This is a genomic window from Flavobacterium araucananum, from assembly GCF_002222055.1.
GTDB lineage: Bacteria > Bacteroidota > Bacteroidia > Flavobacteriales > Flavobacteriaceae > Flavobacterium > Flavobacterium araucananum.
The window spans coordinates 162,075-175,145 of the sequence record NZ_MUGS01000004.1; the positions used below are offsets into that span (position 1 = coordinate 162,075).

The following is a 13,071-nucleotide window of genomic DNA, read 5'->3' on the forward strand; positions in this document are numbered from 1 at the left end:
TAGACCGAAGAATATCTGGAAAAAGGAACTATAAGACATTAAACTATCAGAATAAGACAGGTTTAAAGAGTAAAAATAAAGACATATTTTAGTGCTGAAAGGATAAAAATGAAACCGCAACAGGGTTTGATAAAAGGCAAAAAATAGTGAAGAGGGAAATAGAAGTAATTCTAAAGCATACTTAAAACAAAAAGGCCTGAATCAATAAAACAATTGATTCAGGCCTTTTTTATAGTATTTAATTTCTGTTTAAAATTGCACTGCACCTTTATGAACTGTTTCTCCTATAGTAGCTTTAGTTGCAAAATTTGAATTGGCAGATGAAGTAAATTCGATATTCCGGCAAGCTTCTCCGTTTATAGTAATAGCCTTAGAAGAGGTCGAATTGAACTCTATATTTTTAAGTGACATATTTTTAGAATTGTAAATCTCGAATACTGTAGCTTCGTCGATGTCAAGTTTGGCATTGCTAATTTTGACTCCGTTTGCATCAATGATCGAGAAACCTTTTTTGGCAGTTGCAGTCAGATTAGAAATTTCGATGTTTTCGAGATTCATTTCTGGTAAACCTTGTAGAAATACGGCTTGTTGAGCGCCTCTAATCGTAATGTTTTTTATAGAAATATTTTTAAACTGAGGGGTTTCTTCATTTACAGGAACTATTTTGGTGCTGACTTTATTTCCGCCATCAGCCAATGTTTCGGCAATCGATTTTCCTCCATAATACAAATCAAAAGAGATTGCCTGCGACGGAATATCGGTCATAAAAATGTCTGTAATGTAGATGTTCTCAACAATTCCTCCGCGTCCTCGTGTACTCTTGAAACGCAATCCCACATCGGTGCCCATAAATGTACAATTTGATACGTGCAGGTTTTTTACGCCTCCTGACATTTCACTTCCTACCGTTACACCGCCGTGTCCGTGGTATACAATGTTATTTTTTACAATGATATTTTCGCAGGCAACACCACGATCACGACCGTCTTTATCTTTTCCTGATTTAATGCAAATGGCATCATCGCCTACATCAAAACTGGAGTTTTCTACAATCACGTTTTTGCAGGATTCTACATCAAGTCCGTCTCCGTTTTGAGAATACCAAGGGTTGCGAACGGTAACATTGCGCACAATTAAATCTTCGACCATTAAGGGATGAATATTCCAGGCTGGTGAATTTTGAAATACGGGCCCGTCAAATAATACCCTTTTACTGTTTTGAATGCTGACCATAACGGGGCGTAAAAAATCATGGATTGCTTCAAAGTCTTCTTTGGTTTTTAGATCCAGACGTACATTTTGATCTGCACCTTTGGACGCATTCATAAAATTTTCAGATGGATACCAGGTCGTTTTCTTGTCGTTTAAGACACCGCCGGAAGCTACAATTGTTTTCCATTGGCTGTCTGTAAGTTTGTCTTTTTTGACCTGTCTCCAGCTGTCTCCTGATCCATCCCAAACACCATTTCCGGTAAAAGCAATGTTTTCAAGGTTTTTACCATAAACAGGAGAGAGGCAACGCCAGGTATTTAATCCCTCAAAACTGGTTTCGATAATAGGATACAAACTTTTATCAGGCGAAAATTTGATCAATGCTCCCGTTTCTGCATGCAGTTCAAGATTGCTTTTTAAGATAATTGGACCCGTTAACCAGATTCCGGGTGGGATAATAACTTTTCCACCGCCTTTTTTAGAAACAGCCTCTATTGCATTGGCAAATGCTTTTGTATTGAGAACATAACCGCCATTTACCGCTCCAAAATCTTTTATGTTTACGCTGTTTTTAGGAATCACAGGTTCTTTGACTTTTGCCATTTTAAACTCAATGTCTTTATAAGTATCGTACGACTTCGAATTTTGGGCAATGCTGCTTTGTGTACCACTTAGAATCATGATCGTCAAAGCAATACGTAAAAGGTTAATTGGGTTAGTTTTCATTGGTATTGAATTATGGTTAAATTTTAAGCCTTAACAGAGCGGCTTTATTTGCTTAATCAATTTATTAATGGTTGATTTTTATCAATTCAGAAAAAAATAACCTGGATAAATAAACAAACTTAAATGTAATCGATTACACAAATCTATGCAAAAATTTTTAAAAACTAGTATGAAGTTTAGCCTTTACTACAAAATAAACGTGATTCGTTAAAAAAGTCTCTTTCGGAATTTTGATTGAAGAATGGCAGGAATCTAAAGGATGGCTTATTGTAACACTTTACGATTTATTCTAAACGAAATTTTAAAGTAATACAAAATGTTTTGGTGAAAGCTATTTGTGACAGCGCTGGATTTGGTTAGATTTTAAAAAAAATAATGCTCCAAAAAGAATATCAATTATAATGAATTATCTTACAATAAAAGATATTAAAATCTACATAATTTGTATAAAATATTGTTTTATTGTCACTATTTTAATAAAATTATGAGCAGTGAAATTTGGAATTTGTAGTAAAATAAATATATATTAGCAAAACAAACAGACCTTATAAGCCTTAAATATTTAACGACAAACAGAAATAATAAAAATGATTTGTACTATTTATTCACATCAATCTGGTTTTGATGATATTAAAGAAATAATCACTTCCAATTTCGAGAATGATACTATTTCAGTAAGTAATGCGGACGGATTTGATATCCTTGATTTAGAAATTAAAGGAAGCCTTTTGAGTCCTTCTAAAAGAATACAAATTTCGTATCGCGAACGATTTGAACCGTCTTATCAAATTCCGGAAATTGATGATTCGCCGCTGACCGCAAATCTAAAAGGACTTTATGGCTTTGTAAGTAAATTACCGACTGTAAATGAGAATGTAAAAGATTTGTTTTTGCATAAGATACAAACCTTAAATTCTGAGTTTACCATTGTTCAGGAAAAAGGAGAGGTAAAAGAGTTGAAAACGATAGTAAAAAATATAGCGACAGAGCTTGATGCGATTTTATTTGTTCAGCCTAATACTGTGATTAGCAAATCGAAAGGGCAACACTTTTTAGATCATAATTTAGATCTTATTATTGACACTGAGGGCAATTGTGAAATTGATACGCTGGATGTCAAAATCAACTCGATTTATTTTGATGGGGATCAGAACGAATTAGAAGAAGATCAAATGCAGAGAAAAGAAAACAGCGAAAAAATTCTTGAGGTTCAAAACATCAAAATCAACAGAAACCTGCCTTGCGTAGAGTCTGAAAGCGAAACGACTTTAAGAACACCAAAAGAGATTGCACAAAGAGTAAGTGTTTTGGCAGTCGTAAATTTAGTGGCTTTTAATACTATTTCTCCAGAGGAAGCAACGGAGTATTTGCAGGAGTATGGTCTTTGGGATTTTACGACAGAAAATGAAAAAGAATTTCTGGCTAACCCAACAGATGATAAAAAAGCCAATGAAAGTTGGAAATGCGAAGGAATTTGGGTTTTGATGTGGGCTTTGAATAAAATTGATACACTGGATTTTCCGGATGAGTTTTGCGATTTAGAAAACATCGATCCTGATGATTATCCGGTAGGTCAGGATAAAGATCCGAATATTTTTATTGATGCTGTAGATTCGATACGATCTAAAACAGAAATTTTGGATGCCAATGATTTGTACTACAGGTACAATTGGGCTTGTGTAGATGAACGAATTAATGGCAGACAAATCAAAGAAATTAATCCTGGAATTGTATACGAAAGACAATATGCCCTAAACTGGCTTGTAAATTATATGGAGCAGGATTGGGATTATGTAACTTGCGATACCTAGGAGCCTGAAAGCAAACATTCCGCTCCTTAAAAAGGAAGCGGAATGTTCTAATTAAAAAAAAATCCAAGTAATAGCAATTGTTACCAACAACATTTGTGTTGTTGTCTATTTTTAGAATACCCCAATGTAGTGGTTTCCTGGTTTGTTAAGCAATTTTGCTCCTTTGGTTACAGCTCCGGTTGGGATGTCGATGATGTAAATATTTCCATCTTTACCCACTGGTGTTACGGCGATGTACAATTCGTTTCCGTCAACAACAAAACCCTGGTACTGACCAAAATCTAGTGCAGCGTCGTAAGCAATACCTTCTACTTTTTTAGCCGTTTTTGCGTTAAGATCAATTCTGGCAACAAAACCTTGTCCGCTCGCCCCATCGTGTGTATAAACCGCATAAGCAATTCCGTTTCCGGCATATCTCCAGGCATCGATATAAGATCCCTTTACCCCAAGAGCAGTATCTAAACTAAAAGAATAAGTATTGTCATATTGATTGCTTTGGTTGATTTTTAAGATATACGAACCATTTTTAGTATCTCTTTGTGTGGCTTGGTAAATATTGCCATCTGTAGCAACAAAACTGTTAAAACTTCGGTATCCGCTGGTATCACCAAAACCAACTGTCGAAGTAATCACTTGCGGGTTTTGCATAGACGGATAATCTACCACTATAGATTTAGAACCTAAACGATCAAATGTAGCTTCGTTTTTTCCGGTAAGGGGATCCGTTTTACGCATCCAGGTACCAATTATTAATTTGTTTCCTGCTTTGTTTAAGGTTGGAGCATCCAAACGGAAGATATGATGCCCTTTAATTTCTTCTTCGGCACTTAACGGAATTTCATATTGTTTGAAACCGGAAATAAGAATGTTTTGCAAATCTACTGCCAATACAGTTGCGCTGCCTCTGGTATATTTGTATGCCTTGTTCTCGTCCTGTACAATTACCGGAGTGGTAACATTTACAGCTACACCTGTTTTATCACCATCAAAAAGTTTAACCCATCTTGGCGAAACTCCTGCATAATTTGCAATGCTTACAGTCGTTCCTGATTGTACAAAATTTGCTGCTCCGTTTACTTTATACGTCATAAATTCGCCACCATTGGCTCCTGTATAAGTAATGTTAAAAAGAGTATTTCCGTCTACAGATGATTGCAAACGTGCTGTTCTGCTGGATTGTACCGGTGCACCTTTTTCATAAACATCTATAGAAAATTCAGGGTTTTTAGCATCTGCTTTGCTTACAGCATACACTTTTGTACCTCCGTTTCCGTCTCCGGGATCTGTTTGCATTAAAGCGCCTGCTACTGTAATCCACCGTCCTTCAGTAACCGGATTAACAGGATCTGTATTTTTATCGTCGTTACTGCTGCAACCTGTTGTGATTGCCAATGTGGTTAAAACCAATCCGCAGGCAAGTAATTTAAATGTACTTTTTTTCATATCTATTGCATTAAAAAATTATTAATAAGTCCTAAAATTTGTTGAGTATATAATTGAGCTTCACATAAAATGCTCTTCCGGGTTTTTGAACTGCAAAGTTGTCGTAAACCTGCTCGTCGGTTATATTTTTGGCATCAAAGCTTACAATGAACTTCTTGTTTGGAAACGTATAACTCAATCCTAAATCATGCGGAAACTGAGAGGTTGTTTTATCGATTTCAAGCCATGTAGTATAAAATTCGCCTACATAACCAAAGTTGTAATACAGGTTTAATTCTGAATTTTGCTGCACTACATTTTTAAAATTATACTGCACGTTTCCGTTTATAGTAAAGTAAGGTTCGTTGGGCAATTGCTGGTTGTAATACGTTAGAACATTACCGTTTATATCATATTTGTCTTTGAACAGGGAATTAAACTTCGACATGTTCATCCCAACAAATAACCGGTTGTTATACGAATATTCTAATGAAGCTTCGAACCCTATAGATTGGGCTTTTCCTAAATTTACCGCAGGAGAGGTTTGCAATGCTTCATTTAAGCGCGTGCTGAACTGGCGAACGATTTTGTTTTGGGAATTGCGCCAGAATCCCGAACCGCCAATGGTAACTTTGTGCTCGTTTATTTTATAAGGACCAAAGCGCAATCCTACATTCAGGTTATCACTTTGCTCCGGTTTTAAGGAAGTATTGCTGGTAAGGTTTTCTCCGGGATTACCAAAAATTTCATTTTCAGACGGTAGCCTGATCGCTTTTTCTGCAGATAGGGAAACCATTACTTTTGGAACTACAAAATAAGAAGTTGCAAATCCGTAGCCAAAAAAAGAAGTGGTGTTTTTAGATACTACCTCTACATATTTATTTTGTCCGTTTTCAGTAACAATATTTGGATCTCGCTGTTCTGTTCGTTGTTCATAACGCTTAACAAAAATATTTGTTCTTAAACGAGAATCAAACGCCTGAAGTTCGTATGCCAGTGATAATACATTTTTATACAGGTTTCGGGTAGGCAAAAAGCTGCTTTCGAGTGGAGATAATTCATCAAATTGGTTTCGGCCAAAAGTGTATAACATACTTCCAAAAACAAATTTGTGGTTTTCGTTTAGGGTATAGTTTAAACCTCCTCTGGTACTAAAAATTTTGCTGTCAAGATGCAGGATCGTTCTGGCTCCTTGCTGTGCTCCGGTTGGCGATAAAATAGGATCTCCGTAAAGACCTAAAGCTTTTTTGCCAAACCAGTTATAGTTCCATCGAACGGTGTCGTTTACGATTTCGCTTCTTTGACTAAAAACAGAATTTACCGTAAACTCAAGTCCTTTTACTATAAAATCTTTTTTGGCATAGTTTACACTAATAACCTGTGCATCAGCTTCTGTAAATCTGCCTTTATAGGGTTTTGTCATGGACTGACCGTGCTGGATTTCGTTAAAATCATCAGAGACATTAAAACCTATTAAAAAAGTATCTGCCCAGCTTACCTCTGTAAATCCCGCTTCGACACGCCCGCCATACGATCTGTAAGCATCATTAAATCGTTTTGCACGTACATAATCATAACGTCCGTTAGGTAAAATGTTATAGACAAACTTTCCCCAAACTTCATAATCATTGTCAGAGTAGTTGTAGAAACCGGAGCCTTTTAAGGTAAAACCTGATTTATCGCGATAAGTGGTATTAAAATTAGACTGAACAGTATTAAACGAACCATAAGAAACAGAAGCAGTAAGCGTATTTTTGGCCCCTTTTTTCAAAATTACATTAATCGCTCCGCCCAAAGCATCATCTGCCAAATGTGCGGGAATTACACCTTTGTAAACTTCGATTCGCTCTATTAATGCGGGCGGAATACTGTTTAGATTAAAGGATGAACCATAAGTCGAGATAGGGATTCCGTCAATAAATATCCGGATCGCATTACCCGACATGCCGTTCAGATTGTAATTTACGCTGGAACCTAATCCTCCGTTTTGCCTGATTCGAACCCCCGCAGATTGTCCCAGTAAATCATTTGTCTGAATATTGCGCTTTGCCGCTTCCTGAGTTTCTATGACATTTACAGAGAAACCCTTCTCCATTATCTCTTTTTTTACAGTTGTTTTTCTAACAACAACTTCTTTTAAAATTTTAGGATCATTTGCTTTTTCTACTGCAATATGTATGTCATGTGCAGGACGATTGATATGAATGTTGATCGTTTTTGTTTTGGCTTCTATCGAAGAAATTTCTAAAGTATATTTTCCGTAGGGCAATCCTTTAATTTCAAATTTGCCATCATTGCTGACTACGGCAAACTTTTGCGTTCCTAAAACCAATACAGTTGCTCCAAAAGCAGATTCAGAACTTTCAAAGGTTACTTTTCCAGTAAGGTTTCCGTTTTGGGACCACGCTGGGAAAGCAGCAAACAAAAGAACAAATAATAAAAACCTCATAATTAATTTACTTATCAATAGGAGCGCAAACTTATGTTATAGTTTATATTTAATCTAAATAAAGAGATTAAAAGATCATTAGAATTGCATTACAAATTCTAATGTCGAAAAAGACAGAAAAATAATGTGACCTAAAATGTTTGCTGCGTTTTTATTATAAATTAACCGTTGGGTATAATTACTTCGCCTGTTCGCTTCGCTTGAGTCAAAAAATATATATTTAACACATAGAAACATAGATTTTTTTAGCTAAAAGGAATGCAAAAAGAAATACATTTCTTTTACATAGCCAGGCTATGTGCATTTTAAACAAGTGAAAAGCCTTTTTTAAATGATCCAAAAGCTATGTTTTAGTTAATTACATCCAACGGGTTAAATTATTCTTAAATTGTTTTTAGCTGAAAAATTATTCGGTTAACTTTACGCTATGAGACCACTAGATCCAATAAAAGAAAATGCAATTATTCAGGCTGTGTTTACAATAGCCGGAACCTACGGATTAGCCGGAATTACGACTGCCAGAATTAGTAAGGAAGCCGGTATAGGACTAGGAAGTTTGTATACTTACTTTAAAACGAAAGAGGAACTCATTCAGGAAGCTTATTTTAGGGTAGAACATGTTCTCACACAAAAAATGTATGAAGGTTTTGATAGTACAACACCCATCAAAATATCACTTCGCAGCATTTACTTTAATACTCTTAAATACAGGCTAAAACATTATAATGAGACCATCTTTATCGATCAGTACATTCAGTCAAATTACGTACAACTTAATCTTGAAAAACAATTGCGTGATTTTGAATTTCAGCATAAACCCTTATATAATTTAATTGAGAAAGGACAAAAAGAAGGAATTTTGGTTGGTTTGCCTTCTTTTACCCTCATTAACTTTATTAATGGAGCAATTCAATCAACTACCCATGGCATGGTTCAAAAACTGATTCCCCTAAAGAGAGAAGCCATCGAGGGAGGTTTCAGGATGATGTGGAAGGGAATCAGTTCTTAATAAAAAAAAATATTTTTTAACCGAATAAATATTCAATTAATACTTTAAAATTTTATATCATGAAAATAGAAGCTGCCGTTTTATCACATACCAAAGGACCATTTAGTTTGCAGACCATCGAACTAAATACAGAATTGCATCCGGAAGAAATTTTGGTAAAAATTGTTGCCACGGGATTATGCCATACAGATCTGGCGATTAGAGATGAGCAGATTCCGTTTAACATCCCTGCCATTTTAGGGCATGAAGGCGCCGGAACCGTAGAAAAAATAGGTAGTAGTGTGACTAAAGTCAAAATAGGCGATCATGTTATTCTGGCTCCTGCAAGTTGCGGAAAATGCAGTTATTGCAAGTCAGGACATCCCTCTTATTGTATCGATTTTTTTCCGTTGAATTTAGGAAGCGGAAAACGAGCAGATGGTTCTTGTCCTTATCACGATCATAGCGGGCAGGAGGTAAGTGGTTTCTTTTTTGGACAATCTTCTTTTGCCACTTATTCTCTTGTTGCCGAAAACAATGTAGTCAAAGTTCAAAACGATGTTCCTCTGGAGATATTAGGACCACTAGGTTGTGGTTTGCAAACCGGAGCAGGAAGTGTACTAAATGTATTAAATCCCCAGGCTGGAGAAAGTATTGTGATTTCTGGTGTTGGTCCTGTAGGTTTAGCTGGAATTATGGCAGCAAAAGCGGCAGGTTGTACTACTATTATTGCTGTAGATGTACATGATAACCGATTGGAATTGGCAAAAGAATTAGGCGCAACTCATGCCATTAATAGTAAAAATGTAGTAGTCTCTGAAGAAATAAATACTAAAATTCATCCCGGCGGAGTACATTATGCCTTAGATACCACCGGAAGAAGTGAGGTTATTAATCAGGTTGTAGGATCGTTACGATTTATGGGAAAATGTGTTGTTGTTGCCGTACCACCTACACCAACGATGGAGGTTGATAATGCCATTTTTACAATGGGGCGTTCTATTCAGTATGTGGTTGAGGGCGATAGTGTCCCCGATATTTTTATTCCGCAATTAATCAATCTTTACAAAAAAGGACTGTTTCCTTTTGATAAATTAATCAGGTTTTATGAGTTTGATCAGATCAATCAGGCAATCGAAGATTCTGAAAAAGGAATTACCCTTAAAGCCGTTTTAAGAATGCCTAAATAAGGAGTTTTTAAAGAGAAATGACTTTCAGTTTTCTTAATTATCTGATTCAAAAAATAATTCCTTAATTTTGAATCAGATAATTTACTTACGGTTCCTTGAATACTTTTATCTCTAACTATGCTTTCTTTCAAAACACACCATCAGGAATTTGACTCACCCGAAGCATTACAGGATGCCATTAAATGCTTTTGGTATGATAGAATAGAATACGGAGTTCAACAATCGAGTTTTGAGGTTGTACCAGATGGTTATGCCGAAATTATTTTTTATTTTGGCAGTAATCTCAGCATTTCTCACAACGGAAATTTACAGCATTTGCCTTCACCTTTTATAATGGGATTATTGAATCAGCCTGTTGTTTTGCACGCAGAAAAAGCGATAGAAATTATTGCTGTAAGATGTTTTCCCTGGACTGTTTTTGACTTGTTAGGATTGCCTTCCGGTAAAGATGGGGTGCAGATTTTTGAGCATCCTGTAGCACAACTGCATCCTAAATTGAAGGAGTTGATCCTGGCTAAAAAAACAGAAGAAGCAATTGATACGGTAAAAGAGTATTTTGCAAACGCCAGATCAAAAATCGCTCCCAATAGTTTGTTGTTCAAAGCAGGAGTTGCAATGCGACAAGCCAATGGTGCAATGCCGGTAAGTCAGGTAGCAGCAGCGGCTCATGCTACAGTTCGTACATTAGAAAGAAACTTTAAGCAATCGTCCGGTTATAGTGTAAAAGATGTTTCAGGATTGATACGATTTGAGCAGGTACGCAACCAATTGTGGCACAATCCGGATTGTAATATTGCCGCTTTGGCACAGGAATTAGGTTATACAGATCAATCTCATCTTAGTAGAGAATTTAAACGATATACCGGAACTACTCCGGCCGCATTTGCGCGTAAAGCCAGAAAAGATGCTGTAAAAACTGATTTTGTCGCATTTATACAATCCTAACCTAACGGTATTTTAGAATTTTGTCTTTCAATTTAAAAGACAAAAAATCATGTTATTAAAAAATAAAAAAATAGCCATTATTGGTGCAGGGCCTGTTGGTCTTACTATGGCAAAATTACTGCAACAAAACGGAATCGATGTTACGGTTTACGAAAGAGACAAGGACTCGAAGACAAGAATTTCTGGTGGTACACTTGACTTGCATAAAGGTTCTGGACAGGACGCCCTGAAAAAAGCGGGATTGCTGGAAACGTATTTCGCAAAGGCAAAACCTATGGGAAGAACAATTGCCAATGAACAGGGCGAGGTTTTATTCTCTAAAAAACCTACAGCTCAAAATCAATATGACAACCCTGAGATTAACCGTAACGATTTAAGACAATTATTACTTGATAGCCTGAAAAGCGACACTGTAGTCTGGGATCGAAAATTTACGAACCTTAAAGCCTACAACGGAAAGTGGCTTTTAGAATTTGAAAATGAGCCAAGTGCAACGGCAGATTTTGTCATTGCGGCCAATGGCGGGATGTCTAAGGCCAGAGCTTTTGTTACGGATGCAACTATCGAATACACGGGAACCCTTATCATACAAGGCGAGGTTCCTGACCCAAAAGTGATGTGTCCGGAGTTTTATAAATTGTGTAGCGATAACATCATAATGATTGCCAAAGACGGGAATTTGTTGGTAGCAAACCCTAAAAATGGTAATGTATTGAGTTATAGTGTGATTTTTAAGATGCCTGAAACATTTACCCCAATGCAACGAGATGTTCCCGATACTACGAAAATTGCTGCATACCTTAGCGACAAATTGCAGGATTGGCATGAAAATTACAAGCAATTATTTTGCGCTACAGGATCTTTTGTATTATGGCCTACAAGAAAAATAGCCTTAGATAAGCCTTGGAAAAACACTCGTCCTTTGCCCATAACCCTTATTGGCGATGCAGCGCACATTATGCCGCCTTTTGCAGGTCAGGGCGCCAATAGTGGCTTACTGGATGCCTTAATTTTATCTGATAATCTAACAAATGAAAAATTTGAAACTATAGAAGCTGCTGTCTCAGATTATGAACAAAAAATGATGGTTTATGCAAAAAAAGCACAGCTCGAAACTGCAAAGAATGAATTGGAAATGCAGCATCCTAATTTCTCCTTTCAAAAAATATATCAATAAGAAAGACACTCAGCATCCTTATTTTAAGACAATCTTAGCGGGTTGTCTTTTTTATGGAACGCGTTTCTAAAAAAGAAATTAAAGCCTGGGCTTAAATTTTTTGATTTTAAAGTTTTTAGATTTTACCAGTTTTCCGTTGTCCGTAATCATTACACAACTGTACTCCGGATATTTTTTTAGAAGAAGTAGACCTTGTGTTTGTCCTAAAACCATAAGCGAAGTACTTAAGCCATTTGCCGTTTCTGCGTTTGGACCAAAAACAGATACGCTGCACAATCCTGTAGCGGGATAACCTGTAGCGGGGTTTATAATATGCGAATAGCGTTTGCCATTAAAGATTACAAACTTTTCATAACTGCCAGAGGTTGTTACGGCACCATTGTTTAGCGGCACTACTGCAAACAATGTATCCGGATGAAAAGGATTTGTCATCCCAATGTTCCAGTCTTTGCCATTGGGTTGTTTTCCCCAGGCTGTCATATCGCCGGATCCGTTTACGATTCCGGCTTTTATACCTTTTGCCAGCATCATATTTCGGCATTTATCTGTTGCATATCCTTCGCCCAAAGCACCAAAACCTATTTTCATTCCTTTTAGTTTTAGGAATATGGTTGATTGTACAGTATCTAAAACGATATTTTTATAGCCCACTTTCTCCACTGATTTTTTTATGGCTTCTGCCGAAGGCATCTCTGTCATCGATCCGTCAAATTTCCAGATCCTGTCCATAGCAGCAAAACTTACATCAAAACCACCTTTTGTAGCCTCAGAAAATTGTATCGCCCGTTGCGTTAATTCAAGAACCTCACGATCAACTTTTATGGGTTTAATCCCTGCATTCTGGTTGACTTGAGATACTTGTGAATCCGGTTTCCAGTCTGATATTAGATTTTCGATTCGGGTAATTTCGGCAATTACTTCATCGATGTTTTGCTCTGCGAGTAGAGAATCTTTTGCAACAATAGTAATATCAAAACGACCTCCCATAAGCAACGTCGTTCTTTTGCGCAAAACCTGTGCATTGCCGGAGAAGCTGCACATTATTACAGAAAGAAACAGAAATTTATACAGGATTGATTTATGCATGATATTAAAAAAAAAAATTATAAAAGCTCCAGCGGAGCAAAATATTTATAGACAAATGATGCATT

General features: G+C 36.5%; 9 protein-coding genes. 5 read left to right on the forward strand and 4 right to left on the reverse strand.

Annotated features, from left to right (window positions below; translation table 11 throughout):
• Window positions 1–249: 249 nt before the first annotated feature.
• Window positions 250–1,938 (reverse strand): glycoside hydrolase family 28 protein, encoded by a 1,689-nt coding sequence (locus B0A64_RS03235; protein ID WP_089478108.1) that lies wholly within the window; start codon window positions 1,936–1,938, stop codon window positions 250–252.
• A 587-nt stretch (window positions 1,939–2,525) separates the two neighbouring features.
• Here B0A64_RS03235 and B0A64_RS03240 point away from each other — a divergent pair.
• Entirely contained in the window at window positions 2,526–3,749 is a 1,224-nt protein-coding gene (locus tag B0A64_RS03240; protein WP_089478109.1) for a DUF4272 domain-containing protein, read from the forward strand.
• A gap of 111 nt (window positions 3,750–3,860) precedes the next feature.
• Here the strand turns inward: B0A64_RS03240 and B0A64_RS03245 are convergent, their stop codons facing one another.
• Complete coding sequence (locus tag B0A64_RS03245; RefSeq protein WP_089478110.1) at window positions 3,861–5,192, reverse strand: hypothetical protein; 1,332 nt, start codon at window positions 5,190–5,192, stop codon at window positions 3,861–3,863.
• Between the two features lie 31 nt (window positions 5,193–5,223).
• Entirely contained in the window at window positions 5,224–7,620 is a 2,397-nt protein-coding gene (locus tag B0A64_RS03250) for a TonB-dependent receptor (RefSeq protein WP_089478111.1), read from the reverse strand.
• Window positions 7,621–8,047: 427 nt separating this feature from the next.
• On the opposite strand from B0A64_RS03250, the gene B0A64_RS03255 reads away from it, so the two are divergent.
• The 4 genes from B0A64_RS03255 (at window position 8,048) to B0A64_RS03270 (ending at window position 11,920) form a co-directional block, all read left to right on the forward strand.
• A complete protein-coding gene (locus B0A64_RS03255) occupies window positions 8,048–8,629 on the forward strand; it encodes a TetR/AcrR family transcriptional regulator (RefSeq protein ID WP_089478112.1) in 582 nt (193 codons plus the stop codon).
• Between the two features lie 59 nt (window positions 8,630–8,688).
• A complete protein-coding gene (locus tag B0A64_RS03260; RefSeq protein ID WP_089478113.1) occupies window positions 8,689–9,798 on the forward strand; it encodes an NAD(P)-dependent alcohol dehydrogenase in 1,110 nt (369 codons plus the stop codon).
• A gap of 117 nt (window positions 9,799–9,915) precedes the next feature.
• Window positions 9,916–10,743 (forward strand): AraC family transcriptional regulator, encoded by an 828-nt coding sequence (locus B0A64_RS03265; protein ID WP_089478114.1) that lies wholly within the window; start codon window positions 9,916–9,918, stop codon window positions 10,741–10,743.
• A gap of 49 nt (window positions 10,744–10,792) precedes the next feature.
• Window positions 10,793–11,920, forward strand: a complete 1,128-nt coding sequence (locus tag B0A64_RS03270; RefSeq protein ID WP_089478115.1) for an FAD-dependent oxidoreductase — start codon at window positions 10,793–10,795, stop codon at window positions 11,918–11,920.
• A gap of 78 nt (window positions 11,921–11,998) precedes the next feature.
• On the opposite strand, the gene B0A64_RS03275 is transcribed toward B0A64_RS03270, so the two are convergent.
• Entirely contained in the window at window positions 11,999–13,006 is a 1,008-nt protein-coding gene (locus B0A64_RS03275; protein WP_089478116.1) for an FAD:protein FMN transferase, read from the reverse strand.
• Window positions 13,007–13,071: the final 65 nt, after the last annotated feature.

Excerpts from the sequence above, each read along its gene's own strand:
- B0A64_RS03240 (WP_089478109.1), top strand. The coding sequence starts at position 2,526 with ATGATTTGTACTATTTATTCACATCAATCTGGTTTTGATGATATTAAA.
- B0A64_RS03245 (WP_089478110.1), bottom strand. The coding sequence starts at position 5,192 with ATGAAAAAAAGTACATTTAAATTACTTGCCTGCGGATTGGTTTTAACC.
- B0A64_RS03255 (WP_089478112.1), top strand. The coding sequence starts at position 8,048 with ATGAGACCACTAGATCCAATAAAAGAAAATGCAATTATTCAGGCTGTG.
- B0A64_RS03250 (WP_089478111.1), bottom strand. The coding sequence starts at position 7,620 with ATGAGGTTTTTATTATTTGTTCTTTTGTTTGCTGCTTTCCCAGCGTGG.
- B0A64_RS03265 (WP_089478114.1), top strand. The coding sequence starts at position 9,916 with ATGCTTTCTTTCAAAACACACCATCAGGAATTTGACTCACCCGAAGCA.
- B0A64_RS03275 (WP_089478116.1), bottom strand. The coding sequence starts at position 13,006 with ATGCATAAATCAATCCTGTATAAATTTCTGTTTCTTTCTGTAATAATG.
- B0A64_RS03270 (WP_089478115.1), top strand. The coding sequence starts at position 10,793 with ATGTTATTAAAAAATAAAAAAATAGCCATTATTGGTGCAGGGCCTGTT.
- B0A64_RS03235 (WP_089478108.1), bottom strand. The coding sequence starts at position 1,938 with ATGAAAACTAACCCAATTAACCTTTTACGTATTGCTTTGACGATCATG.
- B0A64_RS03260 (WP_089478113.1), top strand. The coding sequence starts at position 8,689 with ATGAAAATAGAAGCTGCCGTTTTATCACATACCAAAGGACCATTTAGT.